Raw genomic sequence first — 19,669 nt, forward strand, 5'->3', positions numbered from 1 at the left:
CATTTATCCGCAAAGAATAATTCTTTTCTAAAAAGCTATCATCTATCCACAAAGGATAATTCTTTCTATTAAGCAACTGTGTTCAAGGTTATTTTTTATAATATACCCTTGTTCTGTCAAATACTGTTGTAATCTGGTTCTGATTACTGATTCCTTTTACCAAGTTTGTGTATTTGATCACAAAGGTGTTCATCTTGTCTGTATATTCTTCTTTCGTGATCGAACCATCAGCGACACCACACAAGCCTTTTTCCCAGCTTGCCGTCAGATCCGCCCGAAGCAGTCCATTGATCGAATAATAAACAACATCATAAATGATCTCGCCGAGAAATGTCGGTGTTACAATCTGCGTTTTCTTATTCAGAGCAATGTATTTGTTATTTACAAGCTTGGTGATGATTCCATCTCTGGTCGCACTGGTTCCGATACCTGCGCCCTTGATCTGCTCACGAAGCTCCTCGTCCTCGATAAACTGTCCGGCATTTTCCATCGTCAGGATAAGCGTACCGGAATTGTACCGTTTGGGCGGTGATGTCTCGCCCTCTTTGATCTCGAATTTGTCGAGTGAAAGGATATCTCCCTTTTTCAAATGTCCGATCGTCTCGATGAATTCCGGGCTGTATTTGGTATCATCCTTTTTCCTTGCAAAGCGGTTCGTGGCAACCTTCAGGTAACCTTCTTTTAACATATATTTAAAATTGGCAAATAAGAATTCATCCTGCTTTGCCAGTGTCATTGCAAGCTTCTGATATTCTGCTGCCGGATAAAAGATGCTTAAGAATCGTCTGCAAATGATCTCATACACATTTGCCGCGATCTCCGACAATCCCCTTAACGCACCCATACCCTGTCCGGTTGGAATGATCGCATAATGGTCTGTGATCTGTTTGTCATTTACATACTTGGTCTTTGCGATCGTCTTATAGCTTCCCACGTTCAGAACCTCATCGGCATAGGCAGCCATCGGTGTATATCGTTTCAGGCCGGATATATTCTTATAAATTTCCTTTGCCACAGCCGTTGACAACACTCTGGCATCCGTTCTCGGATATGTCACCAGCTTCTTCTCGTATAACTCCTGCACGATCTTTAAGGTGTCGGACGGACTGATCTTAAAAAGTGAAGAACAGTCATTCTGAAGCTCGGCAAGATTATACAGCATTGGCGGAGCCTTCTTTTCTTTCTTCTTCTCGCTTGCAACAAGAGTGGCTTCCATTCCATTTGCCGACAGCTTTTTCACCAGATCTTCTGCATCCTTCTTCTGCTTGAAGCCATTTTCTTTATACAGAAGCGGTGAATTAAAATACGGTGTATCCTTTACCGCTTTCCATTCTGCCTCAAATGTCTGCCCGGTAACATTTACCGTACCAACAACACGGTAAAATGGTGTCTTTACAAATTCACGGATCTCCCGCTCCCGCTTCACGATAATGCCAAGAACACAGGTCATAACACGTCCAACCGCAATCACGCATTTATCCAGTTTTAGATAATTTCTTATCACATAGCTGTATTTTAACGATAAGGCTCTGGAGAAATTAATACCCATCAGATAATCTTCTTTTGCACGAAGATATGCGGCATCGCTGAGCGAATCGTACTCTGAAAGCGGCTTGGCTTCCCGGATTCCACGCAAGATCTCTTCCTCTGTCTGGGAATCGATCCAGACTCTCCGCTTCTCTTTATTTCCAACCTTTGCCATCTGATCCACCAGACGGTAGATATATTCTCCCTCACGTCCTGAGTCGGTGCAGACATAGATACAGCCTACATCATCCCGGTTCAACAGCCCTGCTACGATCTTGAACTGCTTGCTGACATCTGGTATCACTTCGTATTTGAATTCTGTCGGAATAAAAGGAATCGTAGCCAGATCCCATTTTTTTAATTTCTCGTCATAGGCATCCGGATAGCTCATCGTGATCAGATGTCCCACACACCAGGTCACAACAGAATCTTCCGATTCCAGATAACCTGCTCCGGCATTTCCTTTTACACCAAGCACATCTGCAAACTGCCTTGCAACACTTGGTTTTTCTGCTATATATAAGTTTTTCAAATCAAACTCCTGATTCTTTTATATTTGATCAATATTACACATCACACCTTTTTATAATACCAGAAAAAGAAGGTTTCGACCATAGCTTTTGTGATATCCGCACAGTAAAAAAGCACCCCGCCTTCGATTCAGAAAACGAGATGCCCTTTGACTATTTTAGGTTGTAATAAACATTTACTGTATTTGATCTTACTGCTCGAATAATAACTGCTCGTATGTAGGGAATGGCCATGCTGTCTTTGGAAGTTCTTTTTCCAGTTCGTCAGCAGGTGTTCTTACAGAATCAAATGCTGCAAATACTACGTTGTGATAGTATTTTGCCCATGCTTCGATATCATCTTCGTAATCAGCAGCTTTTGCAACAAGCTCTTCCAGTTTTACAGTTGCTGTCTTCAGCTCTGTAAGCTTTTCAGAGATTGTATTCAACAGAGATACCTGTACGCTTGGTTCGATACCAAGAGCTTTGATCTCAGCAGCACCCTTTGCAAGCTCTGCCTGATATTCCATAACTGCCGGGATAATCTCTTCATTTGACATCTCGATCATTGTGAGTGCCTCAATGTTGATCTTCTTTGCATAATTCTCAAGCATAACTTCTGCTCTGGCTGATAACTCTGCTTTATCCATAACGCCAAGGCCTTCAAAGATCTTAACGCTCTTATCTGCTGCCAGATATGGAACTGCATCTACCATACATTTGATATTTGGAAGTCCACGTTTCTCAGCTTCTGCGATCCATTCATCTGAATAACCATTTCCGTTGAAAATGATCTTCTGATGCTCTGTCAGAGTCTTTCTGATCAATGCCTTACATGCTGTCTCGAAATCTTCTGCACCTTCCAGTTCGTCAGTCATCTTCTTTAACTGATCTGCAACGATCGTATTTAATACCATCATTGGAAATGCGATGGACTGTGTAGAACCTACCATACGGAACTCAAATTTGTTACCTGTAAATGCAAATGGTGATGTTCTGTTTCTATCTGTAGCATCCATTGTAAATGTAGGAAGTGTGGATGCACCGGATACATAAGTCTTGCCCTTTGGTGATTCTGTAGCTTCCCCTTTCTCGATGATCTGCTTAACGATGGATTCAAGCTGCTCACCAAGGAATGCTGAAATGATTGCTGGAGGTGCTTCATTTGCTCCAAGTCTGTGGTCATTTCCTGCGGATGATGCGGACAGTCTTAACAGCTCTGCATTGTTATCAACGGCTGCAAGAACGGCTGCAAGGAAGAACTGGAACTGAAGATTTGTCTCCGGATGTTTACCAGGATCGATCAGGTTCTCGCCCTCATCTGTTGAAATTGACCAGTTGTTATGTTTACCGGAACCATTGACACCTGCAAATGGTTTCTCATGAAGAACACATTCCAGATCATGCTTTGCTGCGATCTTCTTCATAGTAGCCATAACCAGATGGTTCTGATCGGTTGCAATATTTGTTGTTGAGAAAATAGGTGCTAACTCATGCTGAGCAGGTGCAACTTCGTTGTGCTGTGTCTTAGCAAGAATACCGTATTTCCATAATTCTTCATTTAACTCGGTCATGTATGATGCAACCTTATCTTTGATCGCTGCAAAATACTGATCGTCAAGCTCCTGTCCTTTTGGAGGCATCGCACCGAATAAGGTACGTCCACAAAGCTTCAAGTCTGTTCTCTTTGCGAATTTCTTCTTGTCGATCAGGAAGTATTCCTGCTCAGGACCAACAGAAGCTGTAACCTTCTTTGCTGATGTATTTCCAAATAATGCAAGTGCCTTTAAAGCTTCCTTGCTGATCGCATCCATGGAACGAAGAAGTGGTGTCTTGTAGTCAAGTGACTCACCTGTATATGATGTGAATGCTGCAGGGATGCAAAGGATACAGGTTCCTGCATCTGTTGTCTTTACAAATGCCGGTGAGGTACAATCCCATGCTGTGTATCCTCTGGCTGCGCATGTCTCACGAAGTCCACCAGAAGGGAAGGATGAAGCATCCGGCTCGGATTTGATCAGCTCTTTACCTGTGAACTGAAGAATAACTCCGCCATCACCTACTGTACTTACGAATGAATCATGCTTCTCGGCTGTTGTCTCTGTCAGTGGCTGGAACCAGTGAGTATAGTGTGTTGCGCCAAGTTCCATTGCCCATTCCTTCATTGCTGCTGCAACAGAATCTGCAATAGATGTATCAAGAGGTTCGCCCTTATCGATTGTGTTCTTCAAGGATTTATAAACTGCTTTTGGAAGACGCTCTCTCATAACCTGATCGGAGAAAACGTGTGAACCGAATACGGCTGAAATTTTGTTCATCATAATTTTGTACTTCCTTTCTTCTGATAAAACAAAAAAAGAAAGGTGTCCCAATGATTTGGAACACCTTTGTTCATTTCGTCTATTTATTTGATACAATATATATACTCCTTTTGATTTGAAAAATCAACCCCTAAATTTCAAAAATTTTGGAATATATTTCGGAAAGTCTTTCTGACTTATGCATTTAAAATATTGCGGCTTATCGTTGCGGCTTATCACATCCTGCAAATGATCTTATGACAATAAACATAAGCATCACCAATGCTCCATCAAATGAAATGCTATCGTTCATCAGCTGTGTGATCACTCCCAGATGACTAAGAATATCCACAATTAAAAATGCAATCGCTATTATCATACACCAGCATACGATCACAGCTCTCTGTTTTGATCTTTTTGATACCAATCTGCAGCTCATAGCCATTAATATAATAATTACAACCAATAAAGCAAGGACTGCAAGGAACAATGGTTTACCAAATGATGTCATACCACTTCCCAAACGCGTATTCTCCGGAATATCAGCATGCAGCTTAGCCCGTGCTCTCACATCATCATCCACTTTGCCTAATATGCGAAACAATCCATATAACAGAACTCCCGGAGCAAGAACAGCACTGACCAGATCTATCACCACTTTTTTCACTGTTCTGTTTTTATCTGATGCACTTATTACACCACAAAATAAAGCTGCTCCCATAGCTAACAGTACCACAAGTACTTCTTCTTCTGTCTCATTGAGGCACATCAGTGTGCTTATCCTGTTGTAACCATTCTCTGCCTCATAACGTGCGATCAAAAGAAAAAGAATATAGCCCAGCACATTATATATGGCTGCATACAATAACCAGCTTGTCTCAGTTTCAAATAGCTTCCCGGCTTTTAGGCAGATCAGAAATGATATGCCCACTCCACAAATCACAAATGCCCACTGATAAGAACTTCTAACACATAATGCTGTCAAACCCATGATTAGCAGCATAGCCAGCATCGCAACAAATAATATCGGCTTCTTCGCATGAACAGTTTTTTCTGTCACACGATCCATTTTGCTCTTTAGTCTCTCTGCTATCCATTCATACGGTATGAGGAAAATCAAGAGTCCAAGAAAAAACATTCCATCATAATTCCTATAGACTGCCAACCAGTCAATAAAGCTGTGTCTGTCTACACCATTGTACTCGGCAAATCCAAGCTGGATATTATAAATAAAAAACTCCCTGATCACAAATGTAAATGCCAGCAATACGCCAAGCAGGTAAGCCTTGGTTCTGTATGCTTTGGTTGACTGCAAATATGTGGAGTTGTTGTTATCATTTGTTTCTTTATTCATGTTTTTTGCCTCCTGCCTCATTCTCAAGCTCGTCATCATCCATCGTTTCAGCGATGTACTCTGAATAAAGCTCTTTGATCTTTTCTTTCTCTTCTTTTCTGATTTTCCCTATTATCTCATTTAATTGAGCAATATCTATCGGCATTCCATCCTTTTCCCTTTCTTTTTTAAACTTATCGACAAAATCTGTATATTTCAAAAAAGCATCATGCCACTGTTCATCATCATAAAATAAATCTATACACTCTCCTTCCCATACATCATCATTAAAATCAAGTATGACCACCATATTCAAAAGACACGACAGCTGTTTTTTCAGGCTGCATATCTCTATTTCCATTTTCTTTTTTTCATACTTCATGTCTATAATTTCTAACTCCGGCTCTATAAAGCGACATTTCAAATCAGGACATGACGCAACTGGAATAATCAACGTTCTGGCAACTATAAATAAGATCATACTATTAACCATATCCAACAATAAATAGTAACTTGTATAATCTGCCAATACTCCAATTCGCGCCAGTATATCACTTATTATGATAAATACAGTTAAAAATGAACACATTATTAATAATATCATTCTGCGCCTTGAATATTTGGAAACCAATTTTGCCGCACAAATTAACAAAATAATAATAAATACAGCCAAACTCATATCTATGAATCTGTATCCACTGTATTCCCCGATAGGCATAAGTCCACGAAAGCCTTCGCTTGAAAACACATATTCCGACTTTAGATGACCAAATGCAGCTAACATTCCCACCGGGGAAAAAACAATAATCATATTTTCTATAAAACATTTAAATGTTTTATCTTCTTCGAATGTTGCATAAATACTCAATGACAACAAGATTGCTAAAATGGCTATAATAAGAAATAGTATCGCAAAAATAACGTCTATCCAGCGAAAGAAGGATAGTGAATCATATTCCTTGTCTGCCTTGTTATATATAAAATACAAAAGCAAAAGAAAAATGCAAACAGTGTGTAATGCTGCAAAAACTAACCAGCCTGTAACTGTGTAAAAAAACTGTCTAAGATTCAAGCATATAAGTAGTTCCAGGACTGCACCGCATATTATTACCCACTGTGAGTATTTCCAATCTAACATCATTACATAACTAGCTAGAAATGGCACGATCATTGATGCCACAACAATAATCCTTCTTCTATTGCGTCTTATGTTTGGCTCCACGCTTTTACAAATATGTATAAATTCATCATGTATAAGCTCATATGGTATCAATAATGTTATCGCACCCGCAATAAGGTAAACTTTTTTTTCATCAAGCCACCATTTTAAAAAATCAAATATATCTGATCCTTTAGAGATCCATGCTGTTTCTTTGAATATGACAAAATCTTTTATCATAAAAGCAACTAACAACAGAAAAATAATCACAATAGCTTTAATCTTGTAACTTCTGGAAGTTAGCTTTTTCTTTTCTTCATCTGCCACAGCATCTGTAACAGCTTCATCTGATATGTCTTTGTTATTATCCATTACTCTCCACCTCTCATCCATCTGTATCCTATCATCAGTCACCCAACGGCATTCTGATTATCTCTGCGCTTCTACCTCTATCAGAAGCTTCTGTTTTCTTTTCTGCTTCTTTTGGGACATTCATTTTTGGTGAATGATTATTTCCTTTACTTTCCTCCTTTTGAATTTGTTTATCCAGTTCAGCAATTTTTTTATCCAACAGCCTCATGAACTCATCGTCAGTGACGTCTAACATTGGATAATCCTTATCTTCTCCATCATAACTTCCCCGATTATTCTCTTCATCGGTATCACCAAAGAAAAATCCAACACAATCAAGAACCTCATGCCCAGCGCTGGCTGCTATTCTTTCGTATGGATTTATTGTTACATTTTCCAGCAGATACGTCAACACTTCAATTGTGCTTTTCTCGTCAAACCCCACGTTCTCTATATTCATGAAATAACCCATGGTTTCTACATAACCATCACCCTTGATAATGTCTCCGTTATAACAGAATACTTCCATTTCTGACAGCTTGTCCATGATTCTGCTCAAAGTAAATGGCATGGGCAGTCTATCGAAGAAGCAGGCAAATTTGATCCGGTTACCGATATGCTCATCAAAGTTCATACGGTCAAAATCATAAAGAGTTAACAGCAAACCTTTCCATAACATCTCTTTACTTACTTTGTCATTCTTCAGACAACGTAACATCTTCTTCCTTGTTACTTTTTCGATATCTCTACTATTACCTATCTCTACATCCTTTCGTCTGAATCTGCTTTTCCAATAAATTTCATTACCCTCTATGCTGGTTACCCCAATAAATTCATTATCAACAACCACCTTCTTGATTCCAGTCTTGTTTAGGCAAATAAGTCTGCTGCCTTCAAGAATCAAAAGACTGCCATCTGCCAGCTGATTGAGGATATTACCCTGCATGTAAGAATAATCGCATATGTCGTCTTTCACATCTTCTATCTTTATTATGCCACCCTGTATATCTTCGACAAATACAGATTCATCATTATCGAAGTGATAAATTCTGCCATCTGCCAGTGCCTCTTCCATAAGTAATGCATCCTTTAGTGCATTACGTTCTCTCAGGAAAGTTGATACATCCTTTTCTCTTTTCTGTATATACAAATGGATATTTTCTTCATCCTTCTTTGTGAAAAATATCACTTCATCGCAGATATAAAAATCAATCCAGGTATCAGATGACAGAATTTTCTGTCTGTCATCCCCATAATCATTAAGAACACGCTTAACACCTTCATAATTTTCTCTGCCATGAAGATTTCTCTTCATGATTGAGTCTTTACAAAGTGCCTCTGTGATCCATGTTATATATTCTCTAAGATCAAATGAATCCTGTTCATGTGTCTCTGTATTGAGCAGAACAACATGATTGGTATGACTTGAAATCACCTGAATATCAGGCAAACTCATTTCCCTTGCAAGAAATGTTTTGATCCTTTTTCTTGTCGTATTGGTGATCATATCTGCGTTGACCAGCCGGTCAAGTACATATAAAATTCTTTCAACACAAGATCCAAATGCAGCTCCGTCTCCGGTATATATTTTTTTATAAGCCGACTCAGCAACATCCCCTAAGTAGTCAAATGGCATAAATGGATTCATATCTGCACCTCCTCGCTCCATACATATTTAGTTACATCTGCCATCGTATCTACCGGAACTAGCTCTACACTTAACCTGCAAAGCTCGTTTCTGTCTACAAGACTTTTGTAACACTCGGATGGAACAATAACTTTTTTTATCAATGATCGTTCTGCAGCAATACACTTTTCAAATGTTCCACCTACCGGTCCTATATTTCCATAAAGATCAATAGCTCCGGTAAAGGCAATACCGTCAGGAATCGGCCTTTCTAACAGACACGAAAGGATAGACATCGTTATTGTTAAGCCTGCTGAAGGTCCATCCTTCTTTACAGCATCCGTCATATGAATATGCAGCTTGGGCAGCTCTTTCTCCATATATCTTCCAGCATAACAACACGCAAGTGTTACCGATTCCAGACAGGAGCCTTCTAATAAACCCGTTACAACAACTTTCTTATCCTGATAAGGATTAACAACTGTTTCCACTGCCGTGCATACACCAATACCACTTGTTGTAACAGCGAGAGCCTGTGCTAATCCGCATTTTCCCACTGCAAGTGGCGGCACATCATTCATCCCTACTGTTCTCTCCTGCCCCAGAGCCTCGCGTAAAAATTTCTTACTAATGACCACACAATCGTCAAATTCACCATTATTGTTTCTTGCAATTCTCATAAGGATGTATTCGAGATCTCTCTCCGCATCACGCATACCGGGAAGAACATCATACTGATTCACATACAGTTCCAATGCGTCACCGGTTATAGACAGTTCACCAATCGAGAACTTCTCCCTTAACTTCGGCAGAATATAATCAGTTATGATTATCTTCTTATCCTGAATTGAATAGTTACTATATTCAACAACCTCCATACGATCTATGATTGGTGAAGGGATACAGGTAATATCGTTAAATGTAAGAATCACAATAAAGTTATTTTTCGGGATCTGGCACTCAAGGTACTGGTCATATATATACTCTTCATTCGGATCAAGAAATTCATATAAGGCATTAAAGAAATCCGGTGTAGCTTTATCTACCTCATCTAAGATGATCACATCTGAATAACTTCCATGACCACTTTTTTCAAGTTCCCGAATGATCATAGAAGGTCCGGCATTACGAACTGTTTTATTCGTTCCCTTTATGATCTCGCCTCCTCCAGCACCTCCTACATTGATCTTAATACAGTTTCTTCCTGTTGCTCTGGCTATCGCCTTTGCTGTGCTGGTTTTACCTGTTCCAGGTCTGCCCTTTAAACCGATAACGGTCATCCTGCCTGTATTTTTTTCCAATTTCTTTGACAAAACCGCGGTTTCAATTTTCTCCCCAAGAGCATTCTGAAGATAATGAGTCTTATTCAGTTCATCAACTATTGAGCCGATAGCCAGGGGTGCTGTATCTCCTTTAAAGATATTTGCCAGATAATGTACTACATCCCTTGCATACTCCTTCTGACTCTCATCATTTCCCCAGTTAAGGATCTCAAAAAGCTTGATCGCCTTTTTCTGTACACACTCCTCATACTCATCATAACAGACAAAGAACTTGTGCTCTGCACCAGTGATGTTCCGTACATAAGTATCATGAAGTTTCTTATAATCTTCTTCTGTATAATAATAATTATCGATTTTCTGTACTGAAAAATCCGGGAAGGCTGTCTCTCCTTTTGTCACCGTATTAACAACTATGGTGCGGATTACATTGTCAAGCTTATTCATATCCATGTTCGCAAGCTTGTATATAAGTATTCTGCAGCTTTTTGCCGGAATCTTCTTCGGAAAATCAATACCATATTCCCTGCAATACTTCGGCACGATAATCTTGTTGATTGTCTCAATGATCTCTGACTCTTCCGCATCCTGAAAATATATCGTAGTCATGTTAGCTCTTAACGACATCGGAATATCCTTGATGTCACTGCATGTAACGATCACGAACATATTCGCAAGGCCTATTTCCACCTCAACAAACTTATCAACAAACGAAGTTTTCTCTATTATTGGAAGGAGCGTATTTCTGATTCCAGATTCATAGAGCTCAAAATCTTCTATAACAAAGACTCCTCTCACTCCCGCTTCCTTGATATGCTCATATACCAGACCAGCCCGTGCATTATCATATATCTTTGATGTACCAGTAAGAGAATCGGTCTCCTTCATCTGTATACCCGCCAGATTTATCACTGTATGTCCCCGCCCTATAGAACCGGCAATCACTTCAGCAAGATGATTGAGTCCTACATCAGGATGCCCAATCAGACATATTGTTTTAGGAGCTATACCAGATATGTTAGCAGCTTCAAATTCTGTATATATCTCTTCAAGCTGCTTACGATGACCAATATGTTCATTTTCTATCTTTTTCCTTAAAGCATCTATATCTATGTATTTGTAATCTGCATCACGAACCCAGTCGATGTCCAATATGTCCCCCATCTGTTTCAGGTAATTACGTTTTTCAGATGATGAGCAGTTTTTATCAAGTCTGCATCTTATTGTTTCATAAACATTACGAAACTCCGGTGGCATAACTTTTTTGAGTACATTATATAGTGCATCCAATTCTTCCTGCTCTTTGTATATCGTCACTTCAGACTTTTTCTCTTCTTCAGTATTCTTGTATGCAAGTGCCAGTTTTTTATTTCCCAGATCTTTCTGTATTTCGGGAGTGAACTTCTCAACACTTCTCTGAAACTTCACTTTCTCTTCTTTCGGGATTTTATCGGTCTTTACAAGACTTTCTTCCATATCTGTCACATCACTGCAGGAACAGATATACCACTTCTCCTCATTTTTAACTTTGTCTACGGATTTGAGACCTGAAATATATACAACCTTATCTACATATCCATCAAAATATTCCGGCCTACGATTGGTTGTAACCTTCTTTTTCTTACTATCAGTTTCTACTTTCAAAGCGGCCATACCATCGGATGTGACTGTAATATCAGAAAGTCTTACAATCTCTTCTAACGGTTTATGATCCTTATCAAGGTTTCCATGATTCATTAAATGAAACACTCTCGCATCCATCTTTGTTGTTACATCATATAAAGTATCTTCAAATGTCATTTTGTGATTCCTCCTATTTCGTATATATTAAGCTCCTATTGATTTCTATATCGCCCCCAGTACGACTTATTCATATCTGCAACCAGCTATTTTCCAACTCACCATCTTCTCAAAATTATTCTTGTGAATCGTATACTATTTTCACCAAGCCCTTCATCTCATCCACCGGAATCATGAGTATAAGATCCTGTATTTTTTTATTAAGGATAGCTTCATCTAATTCCGTCAATTTAGTTTTTCTGATTTTTTCAAAACGCATTTTATAAATCGCAATTGTGAAACACAAAACATGTTTCAATTCGTCCAACAAATCTTCTTCATTTTTCAATTTAGTATCTGACAATATTTTTAGCTCATCATTTAATACTTGAATTTGAGTCATATTTTCACCCCTTAAATGTTTCATTTCTTCACTAATCACAAGATATCATACATACTTTACTATTTCATGCCGCCAGCTCCGTATAAGTGTCCAAAAAAGTCCAAATCGGAATAAAAAATCTCCCTATCATAATAACAATATGGTATACTTTTGTTGTATTCTTACGAGTGGGAGGAACCTTCATGCAGACCATCAATGAACGATTTAAAAGCTTTATAATAATTATATTCAATCAGACTTTCGGTATATTAAAATATCATAATAACGGAGGAAAAGGCCGAAAAGGCGGCGCATTTTCAGAATATTTCGGTTCTGCCAACTTAGGCAGAGATTTGAAAAAAATCGCAAACGAAGAACCAATAAATCCTAATATCTATATTTCGACTATTAATGCATTCTATAATAGTAATAATCCAGAATGTATTGAAAAAACAATCGTATTAATTGAACAATTAGAAAGTGAAGGCTATATCAATGGTCTTGATGGCACTGATATCATTAATAAGTGCGATCCCAATACCATCCAGATCTATAGAAAAATCTTGTTAAATCTTTGGAGCTTTTACTACGACCAATATCAAAACCATTTTGATCGTAACACCGTAGTAGAATGCTATTCTATACCCCAAGAAGATGTTAATATCATACTAAAAAAATATTCTGAATATCGCTTGCCTGTAAATTTGAAATATTATCAGAAAAGACTCCCTGATATTATAGAATTAATCAAAACAAAACCATCCGAATTCTTTGACAAAAGAGGTCTTGAAACGGAGTATATTTACTTTTTTAAAAATGTTTTAGAACAAAAATCCTTTTATACCTTATCACTTAAAGATAGAAAGATTTTTTTTAATACTTTATATGCAATGTCTGATATTCTGGACAAAATACACCATAAAGATTCATATATCATTAATCTGGAAATATTGGAATTCTTTAATGAGATCTACAACGATAATTATCATAATATCAATATTGATGATATCTGCAGAATACAGGGTTGCATATACGCTATCTCCATTGAAAATACCGAAAACTCACTGCAGGGAAATATCCGCCTTACAAAGAATAATAATATTACTTGCAAAAAATACGGTTTTAAACCTATCACTCAGCAAAAAAAGCTTGAATTGTGTGATACCGCTTTAAGAAGTCTGCTCACGAATAAACATTTAAACCACCTTAACCAACTTCTTGAAGATGATATCGAAATATCTATATATGAAAATCGTTTAAAAAAGAAGCGTCCTATATCACCTGAGGAAATATATGAACTGAGTATATTAAGTCTCATATATTCAAATATAGCTATTTGTAGTCTCCAATATATAAAATATAACATTGACTTGCCTACTAAATATGATAAATATGCAGAAATATGCGAACAGTATCTCAATAGATCAAGATATATCAGAAATCTAATAATCAGAATCACACAAAAGCAATATGGCGAACACTCACCTGAATACAAAGATGCCCTGCATTTTTTAGCAACATATTACCACTCGGTTGCAACCCACTACTTTTATACAAAAGACTATTCAAATTCTATAGTAATCAGATCTGTATTATTTACATTTTATAAAACTATAGGATTAAATGAAAAATCCCATGTTCAGCTTGACCTCGCTCCCATTTCTTTGTATGAACAGTCTGGCGGAAATAAGAACTTATATCTCAGCTTCGCCAAATCCTTTTTCAATGCCAGAAAAAAGGACTTCTCTTATCTTTTTACAAAGGAGTTAATGTCATATGATGATTTTAAAAAACTTGTGGAATTTAAAGATTTATTAGATAAGTAATCATAGTAAAAAAATATGTATGAGACCTGCTGTTGCTATCGTGTGCTATACAATTGTTCATATTTTTATTATAAATAATTATGGTCCAATCCTGTTTTAAAAAAAACAAATACACCTGCACAAACCTTTGCTACCGTGTTCGACTCATTGATTGATAACATTGCGTCTCCCAAATACAAAATGAAACTCATAGAGGAAGAAAGCTATATCTTAAATAACAGAATTATCGCTCAATCCCAGGAATATCGTCAGGTTCTCTATACCATCCACGATTTACAACTTAAGAGAGCATTAACCTCTCTCTTGATGGATTACTTATTTGAAGAATTAAAATCTTTACGCTCAGATACTAAATAAAATTTTCGAGGCATGTTTACTTAAGTATATCAATTCTCAAATCCGGGTTATAGGACAAAACGTGTTGATAGAGCCTTTAAATGTGGCTCTGAATTACCGGAATATGTGGCTCTCATTCTCCGGAATGGTGGCTCCCAAAGTCCGGACAGGTGGCTCAAAGAGCCCCAGAATAATCATTTGGAAAATTCGCTCTTATTTTCCAACAAGTTGAGGTAATTATCGCAAAAATCGGGTAGCGTGGGGAGGTACTGGCTATGGAGCGTTTACATAGTTTCTGTCCGATTTGAATATATAGAAAAAATATCTTATTGCTAACTCGAAAAAGTAAATTCCAGTGAAAGAGGGGCTATTATTAGAATTACTTGCAAGCAAAATCATGAGACGAGGGTGCGGACATTTTCTTGGACTATCTAAGTGACCAATCCAAGTCTATGTCTGTACTCTATAGGACTCAAATATCCTAATGATTTTTTTATTCTTTTTCATTATACCAATAAAGATAATCATTTAAAATACCAATAAATTCTGAGATGTTTACCCCAGACCAATCTGCATTATAGAACATCTCATTTTTAATTCTTCCAAATACGCCCTCACAGGCAGAATTATCAGGTGAACAGCCTTTCTTTGACATTGATCGTATGAAACCATTTTTCTCCATCCTGTCAATCCAGCCTGGTCAGCGGTAGTGTGCGCCTCTGTCTGAATGTATGATTGGTTTTTCTCCTACAGATAGTAATTTAGCTGCATCGTCAAGCATAGAATTGACAAGTAATGCATCTGGAGAAGTGCTTATATTCCAGTTGACAAGTAAGCCATCAAAACAATCTACTATAGGCGATAAATAAACCTTTCCTGCCGGAATTACAAACTCGGTTATATCTGTTAACCACTTTTCGTTAGGTTTAGATGCAGAAAAATTTCTGTTAATTAGATTATCTACTGCTGGAGATATTTCACCTTGATAGGAATTATATTTACGAGTTCGTTTGATTTTTACTACAAGTTGTTCTTCTTTCATAATCCTACGAATAACTTTTTCTGAGACAATTATATTTTCACGCTTAAGTAGGGCGTGAATTCGTCTGTAACCATATCGACCTTTATTCTCTGTAAATAATTCAATGACTCTAACACATAAAAGTGTATATTTATCTTCTTTTTGTAGGGATTGTTCCTGATAATAATAACTGCTTTTTGATAATTGTAATTTCTGTAATAATAATGGCAGTGAGTATCTATTTTTCAAGACATCGATTATCACCGCCTTCTCTCTGTTGCTGAGAGCACTCTGAACGATGTCTGGGTCTTTTTTTAATACATTTATCGTTTCTTTAAGAATGTCTATTTCTAATTGCATATCTTGTATTTGAGCCTTCAACTGATTTATTTCATCAGAAGAAATATCTGTACTTGAAACAGAACCTTCTACTAATGTTCCCGGAGTAATGTTTTTGTGATTCATAAGACCTAATGTACCTTCTTTTAAATAACGTTTTCGCCATTGATAAATACTAGCTCTACTATACCCAATGTCTTCTGAAACATATTTTATATTTTCTCCGAGCTCATAGCAACGGTGAATTGCATCTAATTTTACTTCTAATGGAGGATTGCGAGGATGATCAGGAGGATTATTAATTACAGGGTATTCTTTCCTTGTTTTGGGTGGGGTATTTTCCTCAGCAATCCATGTATACAGATTTCTACGTGTTGGATACCCTAGAATCCTAATAGTTTCAGTTACAGACTCTGTTTGATGATATATCCGTAGTGCAATATCCTTTTGTTCTTTTGAATACATAAAAAGGCTCCTTTCGAAGCCCTATAGTAGTCCAGAATTTTGTCCGCACCCTCGACTATGAAGAAAAGTCTGTAAATAATAATCTTCTATGATAATGATTGAGCTGGAAGCATTAAATTGGAGCTTCCAGCTCTTGTTTATATATACGACATAATTTCGGGCATGTCAAGAGCAGACGTCAAAAGCGTCCTTCTCATCATGCGTACAGATTCTGTTATTCTGGGAGTCTTCCCTCATACATAATGCTGAGTTCACCATAGAACTGTGTTTCTTACCTGATGTACAATACATTTAAAGCTGTTTCTTCCGTTGGAGCCGCATATACAAGCTTCAGATCAGCCATCAGTTTTTTGATGTCTTTGTATGAAACAAACTTCGTTGAATTGCGGATCTGGTGAATGATACACTGCTGAATCTCTGTTTTGGGATAAACAGCCTCGATTGCCTGTGGAAATCCATTCAAACCATCAACACATGCAATCAGGATATCCTCAACACCTCTGTTTTTTAATCCATTCATGATAGAAAGCCAGAACTTTGCACTTTCATTTTCTCCAACATACATTCCAAGGACATCTTTTTTTCCATTCATGTCGATACCAAGAGCAATGTAAACCGCACGTTTTACAATACGTCCTTCGCTGCGGACATGATAATGGATTGCATCCATAAATACTACAGCATACACTTCTTCCAGAGGGCGTTCCTGCCATTCTTTTACAATCGGCAGGATTTTGTCTGTGATCCGGCTGATTGTGCTGTCAGAAATATCAATATCGTATAATTCACGCATGTGGGATTCAATGTCTCCGGTGGTCATTCCTTTGGCATACATGGAAAGTATTTTTTCTTCCATGTCCTGAGTTACGGTATTTTGATATTTTTTAATCAGCTGTGGTTCGTAATCACCGTTACGATCCCTTGGGATCGCCACATCCATATCTCCATAACTGGTGTGCATGGTTTTGCTGGAATGTCCATTTCTACTATTGTCTGTTTCTTTGTTACGATAATCATACTTGGAATATCCTAATTCCTCATCCAGTTCTTCATCCAAGGCACCTTCCAAAAGGACAGACATCATGTCACGCATGATGCCATTTACATCGGTGCCATCTTTGATGCTGATATCATTATTTTTCAGATAGTCACGCATCATTTCTCTCATTGCTGCTTTTTGTGGGCTGTCTTTTCTTCTTGCCATAAAAATAACCTCCAAACTGAGTAATTTTATCTTACATCAGTTTGAAGGTTTACACAAACTTTGGGATACTCCCGAATAATGTTTTAATATCTTAATTTCATACTATCCTATTGATTGCTCAATATCATTATTCGTACTTATATTTTCTTCTAATCCATCTGCAGGTTGAAAATCTTCCTCAACATTGTTCAAAGCATTATTTTCACCTATATTTACAGAATTCTCTTCTATTTCATATCCTTCATCTGCAAAGGCATTTTCCCCTTGCATTGCATCTATTTCTTCTGTAGCCTTAAAATCTTCTTCCATATCACTAAACGCATTTTCTTCATCTACATTTATAGCATCCACTTCATAATCTTCATCCGCAAACGCATTTTCTCCTTGCGCTACGTCTATTTCTTCGGCAGCCTCAAAATCTTCTTCCATATTATTAAACGCATTTTCTTCATCTATATTTGCAATATCTACTTCATTTTCATAATCTTCATCTGCAAATGCATTTTCTTCTCCAACTGCATCTATTCCTTCTGCCGCCCCAAAATCTTCTTCCGTATAACTAAACGCATTTTCCTCATCTATATTTGCAACACCTGCTTCATTTTCATAATTTTCATCTGCAAATGCATTTTCTTCTCCAATTGCATCTATTCCTTCTACCGCCTCAAAATCTTCTTCCGTATAACTAAACGCATTTTTCTCATCTATATTTGCAACACTTGCTTCATTTTCATAATCTTCATCTGCAAACGCACTTTCTTCTCCCGTTGCATCTGTTCCTTCTGTCATTTCAGCCCCATCTTCTCTATCACTAAATGCATTATCTTGATCTTCAATCGTTGAATGTCCTGCTGATTCAATATCTTCATCACTACTTACTTGTGTATTTCCACCATAAGTGTTTGCATTTTCATCACCATATATGCCCGCTCTAAGTTCACTCAACTCATTTTCTCTATAGCTACTTATAATGCTTTCCATTTCTGGTCCATCAGACATGCCATCATTTCTCATTTCATCTCGCAATATATCCATGTGCTTATCTATAGCTTCAGTGCCACTCTGTAACAATTCTTCATTCGATGGTGCACGATAATAATCATTTGTTAATGTTAATGTTTTTCCCATATTAAACTTCTTCCCTCCAAAAAAATCATTATGAATTACATCAGCTGTCAAATTCTTTAATTGAATACTTTTATCCAATTTTTCACAAGCAACAGAAAAATTATTTGCATTTTCAGTTATCCCCAGTTGATTTTCATAAATATGTATCTCCCCAGAGCCCTTATGCATACTTGCTGGAATTGCAACGGCTTGTCCATTTTTCCCTATATGATGATGAATTAGAACCTCATTTTTATAATCTCGATATTGTGGAAAATATTTAACAATTGTTGCATCCACAATCGGCGATTCTCCTTTTGATAGCCTGTTCATATTCTTCTTGCTAAAAAATTCAGGATGACGACTAAATAATTCCTTAAAATAATAACCACTATTTCTTTCCCAACCTTGCGAATTAGAAGTTGATATTCCCTTCCCCTTATATTTCATATCAACCACTAATGCTATATCATGATTTAACGAATATTGTCTTCCATCAGAAGTTAGCCTAGGCTTATCTAATTCAGACTTACTTATTCCTCTATATGAATATATCATGTTAATTTACTCGCATGCCTCCATATTCCAAACCAAAGACACTAGATCATCCAATTCATAATCAGTTTTCACTTCAATATCATGCAGAAAAATTCTATTGTTATCATTGTCAAAAAAAATTAACATATCATCATTATTATTCTTATTTGCAGCTCCCAGGAGAAAATATCTTTTCTCCGGGAAATAATAGCAAGCCTCCACATATTGCTGCTTTATAAAACTGATTAAATTATCACTAAATCCATTCGGAATAAAGTATAAAATAGTATCATCTATTCTCCCAGTCAAATGAGCATAAAAGTATATGGAATAATACTCATATAATTCATCAGAAATTTTGAATCCCAACTGTTCACTCACTATTTCCTTAGAAAATCCACTCACAGGATACATTTGCCACTCTACTTCTCCATCAGAATTTTCTTTTGAGATTATGACTTCTTTTTTTAACTTGCTATCAAAAGTTACTGTTGGTCGAGTACCATATTCTTTTTTATACAAAACATTCAACTTTTTGTAATAGTTATCAAAAGACTGTCTCATATGTTTAATCATCGTAAATTCAC

At 37.2% G+C, this 19,669-nt stretch carries 12 protein-coding genes and 1 pseudogene; 1 reads left to right on the forward strand and 12 read right to left on the reverse strand.

The features are described from left to right. Window positions 1–88: 88 nt before the first annotated feature. The 7 genes from DXB77_RS07420 to DXB77_RS07450 form a co-directional block, all read right to left on the reverse strand. Entirely contained in the window at window positions 89–2,059 is a 1,971-nt protein-coding gene (locus DXB77_RS07420; RefSeq protein ID WP_118662924.1) for a DNA topoisomerase, read from the reverse strand. A gap of 189 nt (window positions 2,060–2,248) precedes the next feature. Beyond that, a complete protein-coding gene (locus tag DXB77_RS07425; RefSeq protein ID WP_117785025.1) occupies window positions 2,249–4,357 on the reverse strand; it encodes a glutamine synthetase III in 2,109 nt (702 codons plus the stop codon). 199 nt (window positions 4,358–4,556) lie between these two features. Continuing rightward, complete coding sequence (locus DXB77_RS07430; protein ID WP_118662925.1) at window positions 4,557–5,690, reverse strand: hypothetical protein; 1,134 nt, start codon at window positions 5,688–5,690, stop codon at window positions 4,557–4,559. Next, window positions 5,683–7,200: a hypothetical protein gene (locus DXB77_RS07435; protein ID WP_118662926.1), complete on the reverse strand. Its 1,518-nt coding sequence runs from the start codon at window positions 7,198–7,200 to the stop codon at window positions 5,683–5,685. Before DXB77_RS07435 ends, DXB77_RS07430 begins: the two co-directional genes overlap by 8 nt. A 34-nt stretch (window positions 7,201–7,234) precedes the next feature. Next, the gene (locus DXB77_RS07440) at window positions 7,235–8,827 is read right to left on the reverse strand and encodes a hypothetical protein (RefSeq protein WP_118662927.1); all 1,593 of its coding nucleotides are present in this window, start codon (window positions 8,825–8,827) and stop codon (window positions 7,235–7,237) included. Continuing rightward, entirely contained in the window at window positions 8,824–11,886 is a 3,063-nt protein-coding gene (locus tag DXB77_RS07445; protein WP_118662928.1) for a S16 family serine protease, read from the reverse strand. The genes DXB77_RS07440 and DXB77_RS07445 overlap by 4 nt, the downstream gene beginning before the upstream one ends. 115 nt (window positions 11,887–12,001) lie before the next feature. After that, window positions 12,002–12,307 carry a hypothetical protein gene (locus DXB77_RS07450; RefSeq protein ID WP_147353802.1) on the reverse strand — a complete coding sequence of 102 codons (306 nt, stop codon included), beginning with the start codon at window positions 12,305–12,307 and terminating at the stop codon, window positions 12,002–12,004. A 143-nt stretch (window positions 12,308–12,450) separates the two neighbouring features. Here DXB77_RS07450 and DXB77_RS07455 point away from each other — a divergent pair, with 143 nt between their 5' ends. Next, window positions 12,451–14,073 carry a hypothetical protein gene (locus DXB77_RS07455; RefSeq protein WP_118662930.1) on the forward strand — a complete coding sequence of 541 codons (1,623 nt, stop codon included), beginning with the start codon at window positions 12,451–12,453 and terminating at the stop codon, window positions 14,071–14,073. Window positions 14,074–14,902: 829 nt separating this feature from the next. Here the strand turns inward: DXB77_RS07455 and DXB77_RS13120 are convergent. The 5 genes and pseudogenes from DXB77_RS13120 to DXB77_RS07475 all read right to left on the reverse strand — a co-directional run bounded on the left by DXB77_RS13120 (window position 14,903) and on the right by DXB77_RS07475 (window position 19,658). Next, window positions 14,903–15,091 carry an IS3 family transposase gene (locus DXB77_RS13120; RefSeq protein WP_207665155.1) on the reverse strand — a complete coding sequence of 63 codons (189 nt, stop codon included), beginning with the start codon at window positions 15,089–15,091 and terminating at the stop codon, window positions 14,903–14,905. 18 nt (window positions 15,092–15,109) lie between these two features. Continuing rightward, the gene (locus DXB77_RS07460; RefSeq protein ID WP_207665156.1) at window positions 15,110–16,234 is read right to left on the reverse strand and encodes an IS3 family transposase; all 1,125 of its coding nucleotides are present in this window, start codon (window positions 16,232–16,234) and stop codon (window positions 15,110–15,112) included. 292 nt (window positions 16,235–16,526) lie between these two features. Then, window positions 16,527–17,438, reverse strand: a pseudogene (locus tag DXB77_RS07465) (IS256 family transposase); the annotation flags it as partial. Between the two features lie 102 nt (window positions 17,439–17,540). Further along, the gene (locus DXB77_RS07470; RefSeq protein ID WP_118662931.1) at window positions 17,541–19,103 is read right to left on the reverse strand and encodes a hypothetical protein; all 1,563 of its coding nucleotides are present in this window, start codon (window positions 19,101–19,103) and stop codon (window positions 17,541–17,543) included. A 6-nt stretch (window positions 19,104–19,109) separates the two neighbouring features. Beyond that, window positions 19,110–19,658, reverse strand: a complete 549-nt coding sequence (locus tag DXB77_RS07475; RefSeq protein ID WP_118662932.1) for a SecY-interacting protein Syd — start codon at window positions 19,656–19,658, stop codon at window positions 19,110–19,112. Window positions 19,659–19,669: the final 11 nt, after the last annotated feature.

It is taken from the genome of Clostridium sp. OM05-9 (assembly GCF_003481465.1).
Lineage (GTDB): Bacteria > Bacillota > Clostridia > Lachnospirales > Lachnospiraceae > Coprococcus > Coprococcus ammoniilyticus.

Coding starts and splice junctions, on each gene's coding strand:
- DXB77_RS07425 (WP_117785025.1), bottom strand. CDS start 4,357: ATGATGAACAAAATTTCAGCCGTATTCGGTTCACACGTTTTCTCCGAT.
- DXB77_RS07430 (WP_118662925.1), bottom strand. CDS start 5,690: ATGAATAAAGAAACAAATGATAACAACAACTCCACATATTTGCAGTCA.
- DXB77_RS07435 (WP_118662926.1), bottom strand. CDS start 7,200: ATGGATAATAACAAAGACATATCAGATGAAGCTGTTACAGATGCTGTG.
- DXB77_RS07440 (WP_118662927.1), bottom strand. CDS start 8,827: ATGAATCCATTTATGCCATTTGACTACTTAGGGGATGTTGCTGAGTCG.
- DXB77_RS07445 (WP_118662928.1), bottom strand. CDS start 11,886: ATGACATTTGAAGATACTTTATATGATGTAACAACAAAGATGGATGCG.
- DXB77_RS07455 (WP_118662930.1), top strand. CDS start 12,451: ATGCAGACCATCAATGAACGATTTAAAAGCTTTATAATAATTATATTC.
- DXB77_RS13120 (WP_207665155.1), bottom strand. CDS start 15,091: ATGGAGAAAAATGGTTTCATACGATCAATGTCAAAGAAAGGCTGTTCA.
- DXB77_RS07460 (WP_207665156.1), bottom strand. CDS start 16,234: ATGTATTCAAAAGAACAAAAGGATATTGCACTACGGATATATCATCAA.
- DXB77_RS07470 (WP_118662931.1), bottom strand. CDS start 19,103: ATGATATATTCATATAGAGGAATAAGTAAGTCTGAATTAGATAAGCCT.
- DXB77_RS07475 (WP_118662932.1), bottom strand. CDS start 19,658: ATGATTAAACATATGAGACAGTCTTTTGATAACTATTACAAAAAGTTG.